Genomic DNA, 19,964 nt, shown 5'->3' with positions numbered 1-19,964 from the left:
GGCCGCTGTGCGGGGGTTTCTCACCGGGAGGCCCCCCGACGCTTGTCCGGGGTGCCGTAGACGGTGCCGACGGGCGGCAGCGGCAGACCGGGCAGGGCCTTCTGCCGGTTCGGCGCCACGGGAACGAGGCCGGCCAGTGGATGCGTACCGTCGGGAGTGACGAGATCGCCGCCGAAGCTGAGTTCGTTGATGTCGGCGCGGCCGTTGATGGTGCGGTGGACCGGGTCGTACGCGGCCATCAGGTTGCCGGCGGCGAGAGGGGCGGTGTCCATCGCCTCGGCGAGTGAGGCGCGCTGATCGACCAGGGTCCGGGTCAGCGGTACGAGGGCGTCGACGTTCTTCTGGAGCCCGGCGCGGTTCTCCTTGATGAAGCCCTTCACCACGCCGAGCGCCTTGCCGAGCTCCTTGAGCGCGGCCGACAGGTTCTCCTTGTCGTCCGCCAGGAAGCCGGTGACGGTGGCGAGTTGCTGTTCGGCCTTGGCCACCGTGCCGTCGTTCTTCTTGAGCATGGCGGTGAAGGACTGGAGGTGTTCCAGGGTGCCGAACAGGTCGCCGCTGCTGCTGTCGAGCGTGCGTGCCGCTTTGCCGAACTGTGCGACGGAGTCGCCTATCGCCTTTCCGTTGCCGTCGAGGTTGGCGGCGCCCGTGTCGAAGAGACGCGCGAGCGCGCCGTCCGCGTTCGCGCCCTTGGGCCCGAGTGCGGTGCTGAGTTCGGTGATCGACGCGTAGAGCTGGTCGACCTCCAGTGGCATGGCGTTGCGTTCTGCGGGCAGGACCGCTCCGTCCTCGAGCCGTGCGCCCCCGCGGTAGGCGGGGGCCAGCTGGATGTAGCGGTCGGCGACGACACTGGGGGCCACGACGACGGCGTGCGCGTCCGCGGGGACCTCGACGTCGCGGTCGAGCAGCAGGGTGACCCGCACCTGGTCCCCCATCGGTTTCACCGTATCGACCGTGCCGACCTTGACACCGAGGACTCGCAGGTCGGAGCCCTCGTACACACCGGTGGCGCGGCTGAAGTAGGCGGTGACGCGGGTGGATTCGGCTTCCTTCAGCGCCATCGCCCCGGACGCTCCCGCGACGGCGATCACCGCGAGCCCGGCGGTGATCCCGACGATCCGGCGGAGGTTCATGAGGCACCGCCTGAGGGCTTGGGCGGCATGCATCCGGTCGTGGGAGGCGTGCCGGGAGGCAGATAGGTCCGCGGGACGAGCCCGCAGAGGTAGTTGTCGAACCAGCGCCCGCTGCCGAGGGTGTTGCCGACGAGCCGGTAGTACGGTCCGGCGAGCGCGAGGGTCCGGTCGAGGCTCGTGCGGTTCTTCAGGAGCACCCCGGTGACCTTGCTCAACGCGGCCAGGGTGGGCGCGAGTTGCTGTCGGTTGTCCGCGACCAGCCCGGAGAGCTGTTTCCCGAGGTTCTTGGTGCCGGTGAGCAGCAGATGGATGGCGTCGCGCCGGGCCTGGATCTCACCGAGCAGCAGACTGCCGTCCTCCAGCAGGATCTCGAAGCTGCTCTTCTTGCCGTCCAGGGTGCGCGAGAGCTGTCTGCTGCTCTTGAGGAGCGCCGCGAGCTGGGCGTCGCGCTGGGAGACGGAGCGGGAGAGTGCGGAGAGCCCGGTCGCGGCCGTGCGCACGTTCGGCGGGGAGTTCTTGAAGGTCGCGGAGATCGTCTCGAAGCTCTTGGCGAGCTGCGCGGTGTCGATCTTCCCGATGGTCTCGCCCAGTCCGTTGAAGGCCTGGGTCACGTCGTACGGGGAGGTGGTGCGGCTCGCGGGGATGCGCTCGGACGCGTTCTGGCCGGTGGTGCCGAGTGGGTCGACGGCCAGGTACTTCTGCCCGAGCAGCGTCTTGATGGCGATGGCGACCGTGCTGGAGTTGCCGATCCAGGCGTCCTCGACCCGGAAGCGGACGGCCACCCTGTCGCCGTCCAGACCGACGGAGGTGACCTCGCCGACCTTCACCCCCGCGATGCGTACCTCGTCGCCGTCCGTGAGTCCGGCGGCCTCGGTGAACTCCGCCGTATAGGTGGTGCCGCCGCCGATGAGGGGCAGGGAGTCGGCACGGAGCGCCGCGAACCCGAGCAGCGCGAGGACGAGGAGTCCGACGAGGCCGACGGCGACCGGGTTGCGTTCCCTGATGGGCTTGATACGGCCCGGCATGGTCATCCTCATCCCTGGCACCTCGGTTCGCTGATCCCGATGCCCGTGGGCGGTGTGCTGCCGTCCGACGTGGTGACGCCGCTGACCTTCGCCTCGCAGAGATAGAGGTTGAGCCAGGACCCGTACGAGGCGAGCCGGGTGAGGGCCTGCATCTTGGCGGGCGTCTTCCGCAGGAAATTCTCGATGGCGGGGCTGTTGTCGCCCAACTGCCGGGAGAGACGGCCGAGTTCCCGGATGTCGTTCTTGAGCGGCGCACGGCCGTCCGTCAGCAGGTCCGCGGTGACGGTGGTGAGCCCGCCCATGGCGACCACGGCCTCGCCGAGGGGCTTGCGGTCGCCGGAGAATCCGCTGACCAATCGCTGGAGGGTGTCGACGAGCTGGTCGAAGCCCGCCTCGCGGTCGTTGACGGTCTTCAGCACGATGTTGAGGTTCTTGATGACCTGGCCGATGACCTGGTCCTTGCCGGCGACGGTCGTCGTCAGGGAACCGACGTGCTTCACCAGACTGTCGACGGTGCCCCCGTCGCCCTGGAGGACGGTCACGATCGAGGAGGCCAGGTCGTTGATCTCGTTCGGTGACAGCCCTTCGAAGAGCGGCTGGAAGCCGTTGAAGAGCTGGGTGAGGTCGAGCGCGGGTGTGGTGCGCTTCAGGGGAATGGTGTCGCCGGCCGCCAGGTACTGCCCGACGGGGCCCGCGCCCTGGTCGAGGTCGATGTAGCGCTGCCCGACCATGTTGAGGTACTTGACCGAGGCGGTCACCGAGACGGGCAGCTTGCGCCCTTCGCGGACGCTGAAGGAGACCTCGGCCTCGCGGCGGTCGGCGACCCTGACGGACTCGACCTGGCCCACCTTCACCCCGGCGATCCGTACGCTGTCGCCCGCGATCAGTCCGGTCACATCGGTGAACCGTGCCTTGTACGGGGCCGTGTCGCCGACCCCGGTGTTGGCGATGCTGACGGCCAGGACGGTGGTGGCCAGCACGGTGACCACGATGAAGACGACCGACTTCACCAGCGGTCCGGCGATGCTGCGGCGCTTCACTTGAGCGTCACCTCCGTGCCGCGGTAGACGGGCCCGGTCAGGACGCTGCTCCAGTCGGGCAGCTCCCGCGGCGCCTTCTTCAGTTCGGGGGCCATCAGTTCGTTGACGAGCTCGTTCTCCTGGGGCGAGTTGGGCAGGCCGAGGCTCGGTGCGGCCGCTTCCGCCGCGGCGGGCGCCGGTGTGCCGTTGTAGGGCACGGCGTAGCAGTGCGGTCCGTCGCCTCCGTCGTAGACGGGTGTGTCCTTGCCGGGCACGTACTTGCCGAGGGAGGGCACCGTGGTCAGATCGACATGGAGTCCGGGCCGGTCGGTGCCCTTCCCCAGTGCCTTGTCCATGGCGGGCACGAAGCCGGCGAGGGTGCGCAGGGTGCAGGGGAACGACGGCGAGTAGCGGGCGAGCAGCTCCAGCGTCGGGCGGCTCACCGCGGCGAGCCGGATGAGGTTCTCCTTGTTGTGGCGCAGGAAGGTGGTGAGGTCCTGCGCGGTGGTGGTGGTCGAGCCGTAGAGGCGGGCGAGTTCGGCCTGCTGCCCGGCGATGGTGCCCGTGGTGGTGGTGAAGTCGGTGAGCGCCTTCAGGACGTCCGGGGCGGCGTCCGCGTACAGGTGGCTGACCTTGACGAGGTGCGCGATGTCCCGGTTGAGGACGGGCAGTTGCGGGTTGAGCTTCTTGAGATGCGCGTCCAGGGTGACCAGGGTGCGGCCGAGCTGGTCACCGCGGCCCTCCAGCGCCTGCGAGACGGCGGTCAGGGTCGCGGAGAGTTTCTGCGGCTGGACCGCGGTGAGCAGCGGCAGCACATGGTCGAGCACCTGCTCCAGCTCGATGGCGTTGCTGGAGCGGTCCTGAGTGATGGTGTCGCCGGCCCGGAGCGTGCGGGACGAGGGGTTGCGGGCGGGCGGTACGAGGGCGACGAAGCGCTCGCCGAAGAGGGTGGTCGGGAGCATCTGCACGGTGACATCGGCGGGGATGCTGCTGAGCCGGCCGGGGTCGATGGCGAGGGTGAGACGGGCGCCTCTGCCGTCGGCGCGGATGTCACGCACCTCGCCGACGACGACGCCGCGGAGCTTCACCTCGGCGTTGTTGTGCATCTCGTTGCCCACGGAGCCGGCGAGGACGGTGATCGTGGCGTCGTCGGTGAACTTCTTGTCGTACACGGCGACCGACAGCCACACCAGGAGGGCGGGCACCAGCAGGAAGACCACTCCGGCAAGCCTTCGGCGTAAGACGGTCGTGTTCATCCCGCCACCTTCACCGTCGTCGTCGCGCCCCAGATGGCGAGCGAGAGGAAGAAGTCGGTGACGCTGATCAGGACGATCGCGTTGCGTACGGAGCGGCCGACGGCGATGCCCACTCCGGCCGGTCCGCCTTCGGCGCGGAAGCCGTAGTAGCAGTGGGCGAGAATCACCATCACGCTGAAGAGCAGCACCTTGAGGATGGAGAGCAGGACGTCGTCCGGCGAGAGGAAGAGCCGGAAGTAGTGGTCGTAGGTGCCCGCGGACTGGCCGTTGAAGACGACGGTGATCCACCGGGAGGCGAAGTAGGACGACAGCAGTCCGATCGCGTACAGCGGGATGATCGCGACGACACCCGCGATGATGCGGGTGGTCACGAGATAGGGCATGGAGCGCACGCCCATGGCCTCCAGGGCGTCGACCTCCTCGTTGATGCGCATCGCGCCGAGCTGGGCGGTGAAGCCGGCGCCGACGGTGGCGGAGAGGGCGAGTCCGGCGACGAGCGGGGCGATCTCCCGGGTGTTGAAGTACGCGGAGACGAAGCCGGTGAAGGCGGAGGTGCCGATCTGGTTGAGCGCCGCGTATCCCTGGAGGCCGACGACGGTGCCGGTGAACAGGGTCATCGCGATCATCACGCCGATGGTCCCGCCGACGACTCCGAGGCCGCCGCTCCCGAACGCGACCTCCGCCAGCAGGCGTTGCACCTCCTTGAGATAGCGTCGCAGGGTTCTCGGGATCCAGACCAGGGCCCGTACGTAGAAGGTGAGCTGGTCTCCGGCCCGGTCCAGGCGGCTGAGCACGGCCATCGGATCAGCCCCCCTTCGCGGGGACGATGTGCAGATAGACCGCCGTGAGGACCATGTTCACGAAGAACAGCAGCATGAAGGTGATGACCACGGACTGGTTGACCGCGTCGCCCACCCCCTTGGGGCCGCCGCGTGGATTGAGTCCGCGGTGGGCGGCGACGATGCCCGCGATGAAGCCGAAGACGAGCGCCTTGAACTCGCTGATGTAGAGGTCGGGCAGCTGGGCGAGTGCGGAGAAGCTCGCGAGATACGCGCCGGGGGTGCCGCCCTGCATGATCACGTTGAAGAAGTAGCCGCCGAGTGTGCCGACGACGGAGACCATGCCGTTGAGCAGGACGGCGACGAACATGGTGGCCAGCACCCGCGGCACGACGAGGCGCTGGATGGGCGACACGCCCATGACCTCCATCGCGTCGAGCTCCTCGCGGATCTTGCGGGAGCCGAGGTCCGCACAGATGGCGGAGCCGCCGGCGCCGGCGATCAGCAGCGCGACGATGAGCGGACTGGCCTGCTGGATGACGGCGAGGACGCTCGCGCCGCCGGTGAACGACTGCGCGCCGAGCTGCTGGGTGAGCGAGCCGACCTGGAGGGCGATGACCGCGCCGAACGGGATCGAGACGAGGGCGGCGGGCAGGATGGTGACGCCCGCGATGAACCAGAACTGCTCGATGAACTCCCGTACCTGGAAGGGACGGCGGAAGATCGCCCGGGCGACGGCGAGCGCGAGCGCGAAGAGCCTGCCGGTCTCGCGCAGCGGTGCGAGCGCCTTCAACGGGGGTCGCGGGGTCGGCGGGCCCGGCGGCGCGGCGGGCCGGACCGGCAGCTGGGCGGTCACCTGGGCACCCCGCCGCCGGCCGGGGCGTAGCTGCGCGCGATCGCGGTCCGAGCGGCTTCGGGCAGCCGGTCCATCATCGCCAGCACGCGTTCTCTGCGGCGCTGGACGGCACGGCGCTCGGGCAGCCCCGGTGACGGCTCCAGCTGGGGTACGAGCGGGCGCGGCCCCGCCGGGGCGCTGCCGAGGGTGCGCTGCTCCATCGCCAGTGTCGCGGCGTCCTTCTCCTCGGACATCCCGATCGGGCCTTCGCGGCGGCCGCTGAGGAACTGCGCGACGACGGGTTCCTCGCTGGTGAGCAGCACTTCCCGCGGGCCGAAGGTGACGAGATTGCGCCGGAACAGCATCCCCATGTTGTCGGGGACGGTGGCGGCGATGTCGAGATTGTGGGTGACGATCAGCATGGTCGCGTCGATCTGGGCGTTGAGATCGATCAGCAGCTGGGAGAGATAGGCGGTGCGCACGGGATCGAGTCCGGAGTCGGGTTCGTCGCAGAGAATGATCTGCGGGTCGAGAACGAGCGCGCGGGCGAGCCCGGCGCGTTTGCGCATTCCGCCGGATATCTCGCCGGGCAGTTTTTCCTCCGCCCCGACGAGGCCCACCATGTCCATCCGCTCCATGACGATGCGGCGGATCTCGGACTCCTTTTTGCGGGTGTGTTCACGCAAGGGGAAGGCGATGTTGTCGAAGAGGGACATCGAACCGAAGAGTGCGCCGTCCTGGAACATCAGGCCGAACAGTTTGCGGGTCTCGTAGATGTCCCTTTCGGAACTGTTCACCATGTCCACGCCGTTGATGAGGACCCGTCCGCGCTCGGGCTTGAGAAGCCCGATGATCGACTTGAGGAACACGGTTTTCCCCGTGCCGGAAGGCCCCAGCATGACGCTGACTTCGCCGGCCGGCAGAGTGAGCGTGACGTCCTGCCAGATGTTCTGTTTGCCGAAGGACTTCGTCAGCCCGTCGACCACCACTTCGATTCCCATCTCACCTCCTGCGTGTGCTCACGACGTGACAGGGGTGCGCCGAGGGCGCACGTTAAGTTGACCTGTGGCGCGAGGACAAGTGCCTGAACGGTCTCGTGATCGGTGAATTGCCGGGGTGCTGAATTGTTTGTCATGCGGTGACAAGTTCCGGCCGCCGCGTTGTGGAGTTATGCGCAGCCATCGCCCGCTTCCGCAGTCGCAGTCGCAGTCGCAGTCGCAGTCGCAGTCGATGGTGGCCTCGCGACCCAGGGGGGCCGGAGCCGCGAGGCCGGTCCATTCGGGAAAGCCGTCGCTCAGGGAAGGACGGCGGAGTGCCAGTGCCGCGACAGCACCTTGCCGGCGTCCGGCTTCACGGTGCCCGGTGCGGTGAGACCGCCGCTGTAGGTGGAGGCGTTGTCGAGCGTCAGGCGGTTGTTGCCGGACGGCGAGGGAAGCCCCGTCTTCAGGTCGATGGCCCCGTTGAGGATGCCGAACAGGCCGCATCCGTTGGCCTTCGGCACGGAGAAGGCAGTGTCCCCCTGACTGTTGCCGGTGAGGGCGAACCGCAGCATCGCGCCCGCCGTGTTGGGCGTTCCACCTGCGTCGAAGCGCTGTACGGCGACGGCGGGTGCGGTCGTGTTCTGCGGCCGCAGCACGATGGGTTCGGCGGCTGAGCCGATGTAGCACTGCGAGCCCAGGAACGGGTTCTGCAGCCGTATCCGTACCGGCAGCTTCACGATGGGCTTGCCGGTGGTCAGACCCGAGGTGAGGCTGAACTCCGTGGGTGTGCCCGCCGATTCCACGGTGGCGGTGACCTTGTTGAGGGTGCTCTCGGTGAGCTGCCGGCAGATCTCGCTGACGACCGGGATGTCGCTCGGACACATCAGGCCGAGCAGTCCGCCGGGGATGGCCGTCGGTGATCCGACGAGAGCGCCGCCGGCGGGCGGCACGACGGTGAAGGTGCCGGTCGCCGTCTGCTGCACCACCCCGAACTGGAGGTCGTTGGGGCCGGTCGTCGCGGTCGTCTTGCCCAGCTTGATGGAGCCGCCCGGTGACTGCGAGGACACACAGGTGGCGACCGTGGCCTGGCCGTCGGCGGCGAGCATCGCGGGGTCGTCGACCGGGCAGCGGGTGAACGGCGCCCAGTGGCCGTTGAGTTGTACGGGAGCGGATGCCGTCACCGGCGGCTGCTCGTTCACGGGCTCGGCCGCGCTCGCGGGCCCCGCGGTCAGGGGTACCGCCGCCACGAGGAGGGCGGCGAGCGCGCCGCTCGCGGCGGTGCGCGCTCTGTCGGAGCTCAAGGAGACAGGTCTCATCTCTCCCTCAATCCTTTCCGGTTCTGGGGGAGTTGTACTGCGGGGTGTGCTGGGTCAGAGGGTCAGCGCTCGGGCTTCGGCACCTTGACCGGCTGGTGGTCGGGGGTGCAGTAGCGCGCGTCGGGCCGGGGGTTGCCCGATGCGCAGGGGGCGGCCTGCACCTGTTTGAGGTAGTTGCCCGGCCCGGACACGGAGGAGGTGAAGAGGGCGTCGAGGTCCTCGTCCACTCCGCAGCCGCTGAACGGCGGGATGGTCATGGTGGAGGTGAGTACGCCTCCGGTGACGAGCTGATAGCCGTTGCCCGGCCCCTTCAGCACCCCGGTGAGCACCACATGGTCCTTGGTGTCCTGCGCGGGATCGGGGTCCGTCGAGTACAGGGAGCCGGTCGTCCGGCAGTCGGGGCCGACGTCCAGGGGGACGCCGTTGACCTCGACGTCGAACAGGCGGAGGCGGAGCGGAACCCTGATGTGGGTGAGACCGGAGGACTTGGCCAGCAGGATGTCCGAGTCGATGGTCATGGTGTCCAGTTGCGTGAGCTCCATCGTGGCCGTCGTCGGCATGAACCCGTAGGTCAGGAAGGTGGCGGGGGCGGGCGGCATCTGGGGGCGGCCTTCGTGGTCCAGGACGCCGGTCGCGTGCTGGACCAGATGCAGCCCGTCGGGCTTGGGCACGATCTTCTTGGAGACGTCGATGAGCTGGGTGCAGGACAGGGGCACTTCGGATGCCGCCCGGAGCTTGGCGACGTTCGAGTAGCCCGTGATGTACGCGACCATGGCGAAGGGGTTGACGGTGTCGCCGACGCACGGGGGTGGTGCCGCGGGGGCGCTGTCGTCGTTCGGTGCGGGAGGTGCGATGCCGAGGTCGCGCGGTCCGTCCGGCCGGGGTGCTCCGGTGGTGGGGGCGGGTTGCTGCGTGGTCGGGGGCGGGGTGGAGGGGCTGTCGCCGTCGGTGATCTCGACCGTGGCGAGCAGCGTCTCCGCACTCTTGTCCGGGGTGCAGGTGAGCGGAACGACGGCCGGTTCGGTGGGGGTTCCGTCCGCCCGGCGCGGTGTGAGGTCGACGGTCAGCCGGCCCGCCGTGAAGGTGAGGCCGCCGGTGTCGCCGGCCGTGACGGTGGGGACGAGCCCGGACGTGCTGAGCGCCATCTCGCCGCTGTCCGGGACGGGAACGGGCTGCGCGGCCGTGCCCGCCCAGACCGCTTCGGCCGTGTGCTCGTCCTGGGCCACGGCGACGGTGAGCCGGCTCGCGCCGGTGACCTCGGCCGCCCGGAGGAGGGCCAGTTCGGCTCGGGTGGTCTCGGACAGGATCACCGTCGTGGAAACGCCCTCCGCCTGGACCGCCTCGCCCACCGCGTGCGCCTCGGGGAGGGTGGCGGCGATCCGTACCTGTATCCGTACGGCCTCCTGACCCGCCGGGGCCTCGCAGGTGTAGGCGAGTTCGGCGGCCACGGTCTGCTCACCGTCCGCGGCACCGGCCCCGGGGACCGTGCCGGCCACGAGGATCATGACGGCGACGGCCGCTCCCCGCACGGCCGTGCGTGAACGCGTTCCCGTCGTACGGCTGCTCCCGCTGCTGCGCAGCACCTGCATGCCTCCCTTCACGAAACCCGGTGGGCCCGCACGGCGGACGGTTCCCCGCCGCGCGGTCCCGGACGGCCGCGGACGTCTTGCGCTACTCGGTGCCCACGAGGGTGGGGTGTGCCGTACCGCCCGCAGGGGTCACGACCGTGTAGTCGCCGTTGAAGGTGGGGTGGTCGCCGTCCTGGGCGATACCCGCGCAACCCGCACTGGCGTTGACGACCGTCAGCTGGCGGTCCGGATTGGAGACGGTCAGCACACCGGTGGAGTTGGTGTAGGTCGCGTTCACCTCGCCCGTGACGTCGAAGGTGCAGGTGAGCACCGTGAGAGAGGCGTTGATGCCGGCGAGGTAGCCGGTCGTGGTGCCGGTGGCCGCGTCGTAGTCGGTGGCCTGCAACTGCCAGGCGGGGCTGGTGTCGGCGACCGGCTCCACCGGACCCACGGGGCTGGTACAGGGGTCGGCCTCGCTGCCGAAGGCGGCACTGGCTATGTCTCCGACATGAGCCGGATTTCCGGTGGCGCTGAAGAGATTTCCGCCCGCGGTGGCGGCGGGACAGGTGAGGGGAATTCCGTTCAGGTCCAGAACCGTATTCGTCGACAGCGCCGAGAACGTCTCCGGAGAGTTCGGTCCGACGGCCCATGTCGTGGGTGCGGCAAGTGCCGGTGCGGTGGCGAGGGCAACGGCGGCTGTTGCCCCGACTGCGACTAACGCGGCCTTTCCGATCGGGTTTCGCACGGGTGGTTCCTCCGATTCGTCAGTGCGATGCATTGCTTGCGCAGGACGCGTTCCACAGCCGTGTGGGGGAAGGGCGGGACGCGACGTTGAACCCCGTTCAGTGGCGGTCGACAGGATTCAGCCAGGTACGATCTGTGACGATGCCAGACGTTACTTGCGGGAAACATCGCGCACAATCCCGCCGGTCAAGATTCTCTCGGCGAGCATTTTTCCTCGTCCCGGAGTACGCAATTCGCGCGCACCGCTTGTCATTCGGTGCGCAATTCCCGGGTGCGCACCCGGACGGCCTACGGGGACTGCCGACGCAAGCTGTCACCTCGGGACAGAGGGCCGCATACCGGCGGAGAACCCGCGCTCGCAGCGCCGCGCGGAAGAGCCGGCCCACCGTACGGCACGGCCGTCACCGTCCGTCAGCCGCCGCATCCCCCGGGACTATCGGGCCGCAATGGCCGGAACTTTGCTGTGCCTTCACCGGAATCGGAAGCCCTTTTACGTCGTCCGGCGGCATTCCGAGCCACTCGATCACCGCCGACAGAGAGCGTTTTCTGGCCCAAGGAAACTCGTTCTGTCCCAAGTGGTGTTCAGCCCTCCGGGGTTGGTCTATCTTCGGCAAGCCGCAGTCGATGAGCGCGAGCTGCTTCCATGGCGAGCGCTTGCATCGAAACCCGACCCCCACCGGGACCGGAAAGCGAGGGGAAGCAGCCATGCCGGGAGCTGTGAATCCGTCGGACACCGGAGAGTCGCTGGGTCCGCTGCCGCAGGAGTTCGCGGCCATCATCCGGCCCGAACTGCCCAGCCTCATCAAAGAGATCGGCATCGAGGTCACCCGCGCCTATCCCGAGTACGCGCGGCTGCTGAACGGTCCGTACGGCCAGGGCATCCGGGTCGGCGTCGAGCAGAGCATCCTGGTCTTCGTCGACCAGGTCGCCGAACCGTCCGCGCCCTCCGCCCTGCGGGACGAGATGTGCCGCAGGTTCGGGCGCTACGAGGCGTACGAGGGCCGCAGCCTCGACGCGCTCCAGGGCGCGTACCGGCTCGGGGCACGCATCGCGCTGCGGCGGGCGAAGAAGGTCGGCCGGAGCTACAACCTCTCCCCCACGATGATGCTGACCTTCGCCGACGCGCTGTTCGCCTATGTCGACGAGCTCGAAGCGCTGTCCCGCGAGGGCTACTTGGAGGTGCAGTCGCGGTCCGGGGAGCAGAACGAGATCCTGCGCCGGCGGCTGCTGCATCTGCTGCTCGCCGGGCCGCCCGTCCCCCGTGCCGCCATCGCGGAGCTGTCCGAGCAGACCGCCTGGCCGCTGCCCGAGTACGTCACGCTGGTCGCCCTGCGCTCCCCCGCGGTCCTGGAGCGGGCGGACATGGACAACGATGTCCTCGCCGATCTCAGCGATCCGCAGCCGCACTTACTGATCCCGGGGCCCGTCGACGCCGCGCGAAGACGCATGCTGGACGGCGCCCTGTTCGGCAACCGCGCGGCCGTCGGCCTCACCGTCCCGGCCGCCGACGCACATGACTCGATCCGGTGGGCCCGGCGCACCCTGGAACTCGTCGACGCGGGCATCGTCGAGGACGGCCCGCTGGCCTTCGCCGCCGACCACCTCGTGCCCCTGTGGCTGCTGTCCGACCCCGGGCTGCTCGACCAGCTCGCCCAGCGTGAACTCTCACCGCTCGCCGAGCTCACACCGTCTCGGCGCGACCGGCTCGTGGACACCCTGCGGATCTGGCTCGACACGCGTGGCACGGCGGCCCAGATGGGCGAGCGCCTCGACGTCCACCCCCAGACCGTCCGTTACCGGCTGCGCAGTCTGGAGTCGATCCTCGGAGATCAACTCGTCGACGCCGAGCGGCGGTTCGCCATCGAGGTCGTCCTGAGGGCACTGGCCCTGCGCTCACGGGCCGAGGGTTCGCCGGGCAGGCCCCTGGCCGGCTGACGGCTTGCACCGGCACGTCACCGGTCTCCGGCTCCGCCTGCCCGCTACCGCCGCAGCACGGACTGAAGACCGCCGAGGAGATGGGCCCGGTGGTCGGGATCCGCGTACGCCTCGGGGCTGTGCCCCAGGGCGGTGTAGAACACCCGCGCTCCGGCGTGGGTGTGACACCACGCCAGCGGGTGGTCCCGGCCCATGCCGCCGCCCTCGTACGAGGCCTCGTCGGCCGAGGCGAGCACCCGCACCGCGCCCCGCGGGCTCACGTCGAAGTCGTACCACTCGTCCGTGAGGGGCCAGCGGCCGGGCAGATGCCGGGTCGCTGGGTGGTCGGCGTCCTCGACGACGACCGTCCCGGGCTGCAGCCGCGGATGGCGCACGAAACGGGCGCCGAGGAGCCCGCCGAAGAACGGCCACTCCTCCTCGGTGCAGGCGGCGGAATGCACCCCCACGAAGCCGCCGCCGGCCGCGCAGTAGGCCATCAGTCCTGAGCGGGCCTCGGGGGTGAGGACCTCGCCGCTGGTGGAGAGGAAGACCACGGCGCCGTAGCCGTCGAGCGGACCGGCGAGGGCGCCGGCCTCCTCGGTGGCGTCGACGGCGAAGCCGTGCTCCTCGCCCAGGGCGGTGAAGGCCCGGATTCCGTCGGGTATGGACTCGTGCCGGTAGCCGGCGGTCCGCGTGAAGACCAGGATCCTCATGGACGGTATTCACTCATGGGACGCCACCGTCACGCGTCTCGGCCGCAGTCACGCGTATCACTCGTAGAGTGCCGCGATCTCCGCCGCGTAGTCGGCGGCGACCGCATGGCGCTTGATCTTCAGCGACGGGGTCAGCAGCCCGTTCTCCTCGGTGAACTCCCCCGGCACGATGCGGAACCGGCGGATCGACTCGGCCCGCGAGACCGCCTCGTTGGCGTGGTCGACGGCCCGCTGCACATCGGCCAGGAGATCCGCGTCCTCGCAGAGTTCCGCGAGCGGTGTGTCGCGGGGCCGTTTGCGTACGGCGAGCCAGTGCTCGACCGCGTCCGGTTCCAGGGTCACCAGGGCCGCGACATAGGGCCGGTTGTCGCCGACGACGATGCACTGGCCGACCGGCGGGCGGCTGCGCAGCCGGTCCTCCAGCACGGCGGGTGAGACGTTCTTGCCGCCGGAGGTGACGAGGATGTCCTTCTTGCGGCCGGTGATCGTCAGATACCCGTCGTCGTCCAGGCGGCCGAGGTCCCCGGTGGCGAACCAGCCGTCGTCGAGCGACTCGCCCGTGGCCACCGGGTTGTTCCAGTACGACCCGAAGACGATGCCTCCCTTGATCAGCACCTCTCCGTCGTCGGCGATACGGATCGCCGTCCCCGGCACCGGCCTGCCAACCGTGCCGGGACGCGGCGACAGCGGCGGGCTGATGGTGGCGGCCGCGGTGGTCTCCGTGAGGCCGTACCCCTCGTAGATCACGATGCCGGCGGCGTAGAAGAAGAGACTGAGCCGGCGGTCGAGGGGCGAGCCGCCGCTGATGGCGTAGTGCAGTCTGCCACCGAGCTCCTTGCGGATGCGCCGGTAGACGAGCAGGTCGTAGAGCGCCCAGGCGGCGGTGAGCCGGATGCCCGGACCCTTGCGGGCAGGGCTGTCCGGGCCGGTGCGGGCACGGGTGTCCGGGTCGGTGCCGGCTCCCGGTCCCTCACGGGTGCCGAGGTACCGGCCGAGGTGGGCCTCGGCGAAGCGGACGGCGATGCGGTCCGCCCGCTCGAAGGACGAGCCCCGGCCGATCTTCTCGGCGGTGGCGCGTCCGGTGTCGTGGATCTTCTCGAAGAGATAGGGGACGCCGACCACGAAGGTCGGCCGGAACCTCTGGAGCTCCGGGCGCAGTTCGTCGGGCTTGATGCTCGGACAGTGGCCGAGTTCGATCCGGGCGAGCAGACACGCGATCTGGATCGTCCGGCCGAGGATGTGGGCGAGCGGCAGGAAGAGCAGGGTGGAGGCGGCCTGTCCGGTGACCGCCTGGAAGACGGGGTGCAGCAGTTCCACCGTGTTGGCGGCCTCGGCGTGCAGATTGCCGTGGGTGAGGACGCACCCCTTGGGCCTGCCGGTGGTGCCGGAGGTGTAGCAGACGGTCGCGATCGAGTCGGGGGTGACGGCGGCCCGTCGCTCGGTCACCTCACCGTCGGGGAGATCGCTCCCGAGGGCGGTCAGCTCGTCGAGCGCTCCGGCGTCGATGCGCCAGATCCTCGGCGCCCGGGGCAGCCGGCTCGCGGCCGTGGCCACCGTCGCGGCGAGATCGTCGTTCTCCACGATCATGTGGGAGACGCCCGAGTCCTCGAGAATCCAGGCGATCTGGTCGGCGGACGAGGTGGCGTAGACGGGGACGCTCTGACCGCCGGCCGCCCAGACGGCGAAGTCGATCACGGTCCACTCGTAGCGGGTACGGGACATGATCGCGACCCGGCCGCCGGGCTCCAGCCCGGAAACGATCAACCCCTTCGCCACGGCGGTGACTTGGCGCGCGAAGCCGGCCGCGGTGACGGGCTGCCACTGTCCGTCGTCGCCCTTGCGTCGCAGGACCACCGATGCGGGTGCCTGCTCGGCGTTCGCGTAAGGTATGTCGCCGGTGCTGCCGGAGGCTGGGGGCCGGGCAAGCCGCGTGGTGCGCACTTCTCGTACGACACCGTCGCTCCTGATCAGCTCGACAGGAGCTCGGTCGGCGAGGTCGCCGCGCTGTTTCGCCTTCTTCAGATCCTTGCGCACGCCCATGGTCGGCTCCAGTTCGCGGCTCGCGGACGGTGAGTTGACGGGACTCAGCACTTACTCGGGAGTCAACTTACCCCCGCGTAACAAGAAATCAATCAGGCGGCCGGAAACGGTTGCCGCACAGAGACATCCCCGAAGACGAACACGGAAGCTCGTCCGGTACGTATGGAGGGGTGGGACGCCGACCACCGGCACCCGACCGAAGAAGAAGGACTACACACGTGACCGCGTCGCCCCTCATCCCCGTGCCGATCCCCGACCGCGTGGCCGCGTTGATCGGATCCTGCATGCCGATCGACATCCTGCAGGCCGAGGTCGACGCGGACTGTGCCGCGCGCGAGGCGAACCGGTTCCGGGGTCCTCTGTGCAACGAGGACCGGGCCGACCGCGAGCACGCCCTCTCCGCCCTCGCCCGGGCGAACAAGATCCTCGCCGCCTACAACCCGCGGCTGGTCATCGGCCCCGGCGGCGTGCACTGACCCCACCCTGCCCGGACGCACGACCCCTTCCGCACCCCACCGCCGACGGGCGGCCCCTTGCCGACGCCACGACCGCGCGGCTACCTTACTCCGAAGTAAGCTGACTCCGGAGTAAGGACGCGTTGTGGCGGAGAACATCGGCGACGAGCTCGCCGCACTCGACTTCTCGGCGGTCTCGCCCGAGGAGTTCGCGAGGATCGTCAAAGGGCTGTCCGGCAGAGAACTCGCCGATGTGATGCGAGGTGAGCTGCGCGGGCGGGTGCTCCGCGAGGTGTTCGGGCGCATGAAGCAGCAGTTCCGCCCGGAGAACGCGGGCTCCGTCGATGCGCTGATCCGCTGGAAGATCACCGGTGAGACCGAGGAGATCTTCGAGACCTCGATCACCGACGGCACCTGCACCGTCCACGAGGGCCGCTCGGAACAGGAGCCGCGCACCACGCTCGTCATGGGCGACGCCGAGTTCCTCAAGCTGGTTTCGGGCAACGGGAACCCGGTGACCATGTTCATGATGCGCAAGCTCAAGATCGCCGGGGACGTGGCACTGGCCGCGGGCCTCACCCGCTACTTCGACATCCCGAAGGCCTGACCATGTCCTTCTCCTTCCAGCTCACCGAAGAGCAGCGGGACCTGCGCGACTGGGTCCACGGATTCGCTGCCGATGTGGTCCGCCCCGCGGCGTCCGAATGGGACGAGCGCGAAGAGACCCCGTGGCCCGTCATCCAGGAGGCCGCCAAGATCGGCCTGTACGGATTCGAGTCGCTGGCCGACATGTACGGCGACCCCAGCGGGCTCTCCCTCCAGATCGCCAACGAGGAGCTGTTCTGGGGCGACGCCGGCATCGGTATGGCCCTCTTCGGCACCTCGCTCGCCGTCGCCGGCATCTTCTCCTCCGGCACACCCGACCAGCTCGCCGAGTGGGTCCCGCAGTGCTACGGCGACGAACAGGACCTCAAGGTCGCCGCCTTCTGCGTCTCCGAACCCGAGGCCGGTTCGGACGTCTCCGCGATGCGGACCCGGGCGCGCTACGACGAGGCCCGGGACGAGTGGACGCTGCAGGGCCAGAAGGCCTGGATCACCAACGGCGGCATCGCGAACGTCCATGTCGTCGTGGCCTCCGTCGAACCGGAGCTCGGCTCCCGCGGCCAGGCCGCCTTCATCGTCCCGCCCGGCACGCCCGGCCTGGAGGGCGCCCGCAAGATCAGGAAGCTGGGGCTGCGGGCCTCCCACACCGCCGATGTCTTCCTCGACGACGTCCGCGTCCCCGGCCACTGTCTGCTGGGCGGCCGGGAGAAGCTGGACGCGCGCCTCGCCCGGGCACGCGAGGGCACGACCGCCAAGTCCCAGGCGGCGATGGCCACGTTCGAGGTCAGCCGGCCCACGGTGGGCGCACAGGCCCTCGGCATCGCCCGCGCCGCGTACGAGTACGCGCTCGAGTACGCCGGGAACCGGGTCGCGTTCGGCCGTCCGATCATCGAGAACCAGTCCATCGCCTTCGCGCTGGCCGACATCCGTACCGAGATCGAGGCGGTACGGCTGCTGATCTGGCAGGCCGCCTGGATGGGCCGCAACGACCGCACCTTCGACGCGGCACAGGGCTCGATGTCCAAGCTCCGTGCGGGCGAACTGGCGGTGGCGGCGTCCGAGAAGGCGGTGCAGATCCTGGGCGGCGCGGGGTACAGCCGCGAGCACCCGGTGGAGCGGATGTACCGCGACAGCAAGATCTACACGATCTTCGAGGGGACGAGTGAGATCCAGCGTCTGGTGATCGCGAGGGCGATCTCGGGGCGTCAGATCCGCTGAGACCTGCGGGCGGCGGTCCACTGAAGCCCGCCGCGCCGAACCCGCCGGGCATCAGATCCGCTGGGCAGCGGCCACCGGGGGTTCGGCCGCCGGCACGCCGCGGAACGCGCGGCGGTACGCGTGCGGGCTGGTGCCCACCTGCCGCTTGAACCGGTCGCGGAAGGCCGTCGGTGAGCCGAACCCGACCTGTGCCGCGATCCGGTCCACCGAGTGCGCCGTCGTCTCCAGCAGATACTGCGCCTGACGGACCCGGGCCCGGTGCAGCCACTGGAGCGGCGTGCTGGCGGTCTGCTCGCGGAAGCGGCGGTTCAGCGTGCGGGGGCTCATCCCGGCCCGGGCGGCGATCTCGGCGACCGTGAGTTCACGCCGCGCGTTCTCCTCCATCCAGCGCAGCACCGGCTCCAGCGCGGTGCCGTCGGGGCTCGGCGGTAGCTGATGCACGATGAACTGGGCCTGACCGCCCTCGCGTTCGAGCGGCATCACGGACAGCCGTGCCGCGTCGGCGGCGACCGCGGAACCGTGGTCGCGCCGGATCATGTGCAGGCACAGGTCGAGGCCGGCGGCCGCGCCCGCGGAGGTGAGGAACTGGCCGTTGTCGACGTAGAGCACATCGGGGTCCACCTCGATCCGGGGGTGCAGCCGGGCGAGTGCGTCCGCGGCCAGCCAGTGGGTGGTGGCCCGCAGACCGTCGAGCAGGCCGGTGGCCGCCAGGACGAAGGCGCCCGCGCAGACCGAGGCGATACGGGTGCCGCGGGCGGCCGCCGCCCGCAGGGCCACGAGGACGTCCTCGGGCACCGGCACCGCCGGGTCGGCGCAGCCCGGCAGGATGATCGTGTCCGCCTCGGCGAGCGCTTCCAGGCCCCACGGCGCGCGCAGCGTGAACGCACCCGCATCGATCTCCTCGGCCGGGGCGCAGACGCGGACCCGGTAGGCGGTCCGGCCGTCGGGCAGCCGGGTGCGGGTGAACACCTCGAGCGGGGTGGACAGGTCGAAGGCGATGACGCCGTCCAGGGCGAGTACGGCCACGGTGTGCATGGCGACAACCTAGGTGCTCCACGGGTTCCGGCCAAGCGGCCTCGGGCTGTTCCCCGTATCCGTGCGTACTGAATGCCCTGCTGGCGGGAATCCGTTGGACTGTGGCATTCACGCCACTGTCGATGCTCCGGCACGCTCCCTAGCGTCGTTCCGGGTCCCCGGACGGGTGCCCGGACACGAGAGACCACGAGAGACAAGGACTGGTGCCGATGCACGCCCAGATCGTCCTGTTCGACGGCTTCGACCCGTTGGACGTCATCGCCCCCTACGAAGTGCTCGGCGCCGGCGGCGCTGTTGCCGGCGGCGGCCTCACCGTCGAACTGGTCTCCGCGGAGGGCCCGCGCGATGTGCCGTCCGGCATGGGGCTGCTCTCGCTGCGGGCCGTGGCTGCGCTCGACCCCGGCCGCGCCGATCTGGTGGTCCTGCCGGGTGCCGCGGGGCGTATCTCCGACGACGGCGGCGAGGACACGGTCGCGGCGATCCTGGCCCGCAGCCTCGGCACCGGACTCGCTCCCCTGCTCAGGGCCGCGTGCGACCGGCCCGGTCCGACCATGGCCACGGTGTGCGGCGGCTCCCTGCTCCTCGCCATGGCCGGGCTCATCGGCGACCGCCGGGCCACCACACATCACCTGGGCCTCGACGCGCTCGCCGAGGCCGGCGTGCACGCGATCGACGCGCGGGTCGTCGACGACGGCGATCTGGTCAGCGGCGGCGGTGTCACCTCGGGACTCGATGTCGGTCTGTATCTCCTGGAGCGGGAGCTCGGGCCACGGGTGGCGCACGCGGTGGAGCAGCTCTTCCAGTACGAGCGGCGCGGCACCGTCTGGAGCGCCCGTGGCGGGCGACAGGGCGTCGCGGCGTGACCGAGTTCCTTCTCGCCGTCCATGTCCTGGCCGCGATCATCGCGATCGGTCCGGTGACGGTCGCCGCCAGCGCCTTCCCCGCCGCGGTCCGGCGCGCCGCCGCCGAGCCGGAGAGCGGGCAGGCGGTGGGCGCCGTACGCAATCTGCACCGCATCTGCCGGGTCTACGCCCTGGTGGGAGTGGTCGTACCGGTCTTCGGTCTGGCCACCGCGAACAGTCTCCATGTCCTCGGTGACACCTGGCTGATCGTGTCCATCGTGCTCACCGTGGTGGCCGCCCTGGTCCTCGGACTGCTCGTCCTGCCGGGGCAGAGCGCCGTGCTGGACGACTTCGGCGCGCTCGCCGGCTCCCGGCTCGCGATGTACACGGGCATGTTCAATCTGCTCTGGGCGACCGTGACGGTCCTGATGATCGTGCGCCCGGGGTCGACCACGGGGGCCTGATCCGCTCCGCACCCGGCGACTCGTCCCG

19 protein-coding genes are annotated in these 19,964 nt (G+C 69.9%); 6 read left to right on the top strand and 13 right to left on the bottom strand.

What is annotated here, in order from left to right:
* Positions 1-20: 20 nt before the first annotated feature.
* From OHA05_RS30845 to OHA05_RS30800, 10 genes are all read right to left on the bottom strand, one after another.
* Positions 21-1,130 (bottom strand): MCE family protein, encoded by a 1,110-nt coding sequence (locus tag OHA05_RS30845; RefSeq protein ID WP_328862323.1) that lies wholly within the window; start codon positions 1,128-1,130, stop codon positions 21-23.
* On the bottom strand, positions 1,127-2,167 hold the full coding sequence (locus OHA05_RS30840) for an MCE family protein (RefSeq protein ID WP_328862322.1): 1,041 nt from the start codon (positions 2,165-2,167) through the stop codon (positions 1,127-1,129). Before OHA05_RS30840 ends, OHA05_RS30845 begins: the two co-directional genes overlap by 4 nt.
* Positions 2,164-3,195, bottom strand: a complete 1,032-nt coding sequence (locus tag OHA05_RS30835) for an MCE family protein (RefSeq protein ID WP_328862321.1) — start codon at positions 3,193-3,195, stop codon at positions 2,164-2,166. Before OHA05_RS30835 ends, OHA05_RS30840 begins: the two co-directional genes overlap by 4 nt.
* Complete coding sequence (locus OHA05_RS30830; RefSeq protein ID WP_328862320.1) at positions 3,192-4,430, bottom strand: MCE family protein; 1,239 nt, start codon at positions 4,428-4,430, stop codon at positions 3,192-3,194. The genes OHA05_RS30835 and OHA05_RS30830 overlap by 4 nt, the downstream gene beginning before the upstream one ends.
* On the bottom strand, positions 4,427-5,230 hold the full coding sequence (locus OHA05_RS30825; RefSeq protein ID WP_328862319.1) for an MlaE family ABC transporter permease: 804 nt from the start codon (positions 5,228-5,230) through the stop codon (positions 4,427-4,429). The genes OHA05_RS30830 and OHA05_RS30825 overlap by 4 nt, the downstream gene beginning before the upstream one ends.
* Before the next feature lie 4 nt (positions 5,231-5,234).
* Positions 5,235-6,065 (bottom strand): MlaE family ABC transporter permease, encoded by an 831-nt coding sequence (locus OHA05_RS30820; protein WP_443043804.1) that lies wholly within the window; start codon positions 6,063-6,065, stop codon positions 5,235-5,237.
* Complete coding sequence (locus OHA05_RS30815) at positions 6,062-7,045, bottom strand: ABC transporter ATP-binding protein (RefSeq protein ID WP_328862318.1); 984 nt, start codon at positions 7,043-7,045, stop codon at positions 6,062-6,064. Before OHA05_RS30815 ends, OHA05_RS30820 begins: the two co-directional genes overlap by 4 nt.
* Positions 7,046-7,338: 293 nt before the next feature.
* The gene (locus OHA05_RS30810; RefSeq protein WP_443043803.1) at positions 7,339-8,340 is read right to left on the bottom strand and encodes a hypothetical protein; all 1,002 of its coding nucleotides are present in this window, start codon (positions 8,338-8,340) and stop codon (positions 7,339-7,341) included.
* 62 nt (positions 8,341-8,402) lie between these two features.
* Positions 8,403-9,929, bottom strand: a complete 1,527-nt coding sequence (locus OHA05_RS30805) for a DUF6801 domain-containing protein (protein ID WP_328862317.1) — start codon at positions 9,927-9,929, stop codon at positions 8,403-8,405.
* Positions 9,930-10,011: 82 nt separating this feature from the next.
* On the bottom strand, positions 10,012-10,653 hold the full coding sequence (locus OHA05_RS30800; protein ID WP_328862316.1) for a hypothetical protein: 642 nt from the start codon (positions 10,651-10,653) through the stop codon (positions 10,012-10,014).
* A 704-nt stretch (positions 10,654-11,357) separates the two neighbouring features.
* Between OHA05_RS30800 and OHA05_RS30795 the strand changes: the two genes are divergently transcribed.
* Positions 11,358-12,587 carry a helix-turn-helix domain-containing protein gene (locus tag OHA05_RS30795; protein WP_328862315.1) on the top strand — a complete coding sequence of 410 codons (1,230 nt, stop codon included), beginning with the start codon at positions 11,358-11,360 and terminating at the stop codon, positions 12,585-12,587.
* Positions 12,588-12,631: 44 nt separating this feature from the next.
* On the opposite strand, the gene OHA05_RS30790 is transcribed toward OHA05_RS30795, so the two are convergent.
* Both OHA05_RS30790 and OHA05_RS30785 read right to left on the bottom strand, forming a co-directional pair.
* Positions 12,632-13,279, bottom strand: coding sequence for a ThuA domain-containing protein (locus tag OHA05_RS30790; RefSeq protein WP_328862314.1), 648 nt, complete (start codon positions 13,277-13,279; stop codon positions 12,632-12,634).
* Positions 13,280-13,336: 57 nt separating this feature from the next.
* Positions 13,337-15,319, bottom strand: a complete 1,983-nt coding sequence (locus OHA05_RS30785; RefSeq protein WP_328863486.1) for an AMP-dependent synthetase/ligase — start codon at positions 15,317-15,319, stop codon at positions 13,337-13,339.
* A gap of 218 nt (positions 15,320-15,537) precedes the next feature.
* On the opposite strand from OHA05_RS30785, the gene OHA05_RS30780 reads away from it, so the two are divergent.
* The 3 genes from OHA05_RS30780 (at position 15,538) to OHA05_RS30770 (ending at position 17,595) form a co-directional block, all read left to right on the top strand.
* Positions 15,538-15,795, top strand: a complete 258-nt coding sequence (locus tag OHA05_RS30780; RefSeq protein WP_313942995.1) for a hypothetical protein — start codon at positions 15,538-15,540, stop codon at positions 15,793-15,795.
* 124 nt (positions 15,796-15,919) lie between these two features.
* Positions 15,920-16,381, top strand: coding sequence for an SCP2 sterol-binding domain-containing protein (locus OHA05_RS30775; RefSeq protein WP_328862313.1), 462 nt, complete (start codon positions 15,920-15,922; stop codon positions 16,379-16,381).
* Between the two features lie 2 nt (positions 16,382-16,383).
* The gene (locus OHA05_RS30770) at positions 16,384-17,595 is read left to right on the top strand and encodes an acyl-CoA dehydrogenase family protein (RefSeq protein WP_328862312.1); all 1,212 of its coding nucleotides are present in this window, start codon (positions 16,384-16,386) and stop codon (positions 17,593-17,595) included.
* 51 nt (positions 17,596-17,646) lie between these two features.
* Here OHA05_RS30770 and OHA05_RS30765 read toward each other — a convergent pair whose 3' ends face one another.
* Positions 17,647-18,630: a GlxA family transcriptional regulator gene (locus OHA05_RS30765; protein WP_328862311.1), complete on the bottom strand. Its 984-nt coding sequence runs from the start codon at positions 18,628-18,630 to the stop codon at positions 17,647-17,649.
* Positions 18,631-18,839: 209 nt separating this feature from the next.
* On the opposite strand from OHA05_RS30765, the gene OHA05_RS30760 reads away from it, so the two are divergent.
* Both OHA05_RS30760 and OHA05_RS30755 read left to right on the top strand, forming a co-directional pair.
* Positions 18,840-19,493, top strand: coding sequence for a DJ-1/PfpI family protein (locus OHA05_RS30760; RefSeq protein ID WP_328862310.1), 654 nt, complete (start codon positions 18,840-18,842; stop codon positions 19,491-19,493).
* A complete protein-coding gene (locus tag OHA05_RS30755; RefSeq protein WP_328862309.1) occupies positions 19,490-19,936 on the top strand; it encodes a hypothetical protein in 447 nt (148 codons plus the stop codon). Before OHA05_RS30760 ends, OHA05_RS30755 begins: the two co-directional genes overlap by 4 nt.
* The last annotated feature ends 28 nt before the right edge of the window (positions 19,937-19,964 follow it).

It is taken from the genome of Streptomyces sp. NBC_00306, from assembly GCF_036169555.1.
In the GTDB taxonomy this organism is placed as follows: Bacteria; Actinomycetota; Actinomycetes; order Streptomycetales; family Streptomycetaceae; genus Streptomyces; species Streptomyces achmelvichensis.
The sequence above is the reverse complement of the archived record's forward strand: the minus strand, read 5'-3'. Positions and strand labels throughout refer to the sequence as shown.

Coding starts and splice junctions, on each gene's coding strand:
- OHA05_RS30845 (WP_328862323.1), bottom strand. CDS start 1,130: ATGAACCTCCGCCGGATCGTCGGGATCACCGCCGGGCTCGCGGTGATC.
- OHA05_RS30840 (WP_328862322.1), bottom strand. CDS start 2,167: ATGAGGATGACCATGCCGGGCCGTATCAAGCCCATCAGGGAACGCAAC.
- OHA05_RS30830 (WP_328862320.1), bottom strand. CDS start 4,430: ATGAACACGACCGTCTTACGCCGAAGGCTTGCCGGAGTGGTCTTCCTG.
- OHA05_RS30825 (WP_328862319.1), bottom strand. CDS start 5,230: ATGGCCGTGCTCAGCCGCCTGGACCGGGCCGGAGACCAGCTCACCTTC.
- OHA05_RS30815 (WP_328862318.1), bottom strand. CDS start 7,045: ATGGGAATCGAAGTGGTGGTCGACGGGCTGACGAAGTCCTTCGGCAAA.
- OHA05_RS30810 (WP_443043803.1), bottom strand. CDS start 8,340: ATGAGACCTGTCTCCTTGAGCTCCGACAGAGCGCGCACCGCCGCGAGC.
- OHA05_RS30805 (WP_328862317.1), bottom strand. CDS start 9,929: ATGCAGGTGCTGCGCAGCAGCGGGAGCAGCCGTACGACGGGAACGCGT.
- OHA05_RS30795 (WP_328862315.1), top strand. CDS start 11,358: ATGCCGGGAGCTGTGAATCCGTCGGACACCGGAGAGTCGCTGGGTCCG.
- OHA05_RS30790 (WP_328862314.1), bottom strand. CDS start 13,279: ATGAGGATCCTGGTCTTCACGCGGACCGCCGGCTACCGGCACGAGTCC.
- OHA05_RS30785 (WP_328863486.1), bottom strand. CDS start 15,319: ATGGGCGTGCGCAAGGATCTGAAGAAGGCGAAACAGCGCGGCGACCTC.
- OHA05_RS30770 (WP_328862312.1), top strand. CDS start 16,384: ATGTCCTTCTCCTTCCAGCTCACCGAAGAGCAGCGGGACCTGCGCGAC.
- OHA05_RS30765 (WP_328862311.1), bottom strand. CDS start 18,630: ATGCACACCGTGGCCGTACTCGCCCTGGACGGCGTCATCGCCTTCGAC.
- OHA05_RS30760 (WP_328862310.1), top strand. CDS start 18,840: ATGCACGCCCAGATCGTCCTGTTCGACGGCTTCGACCCGTTGGACGTC.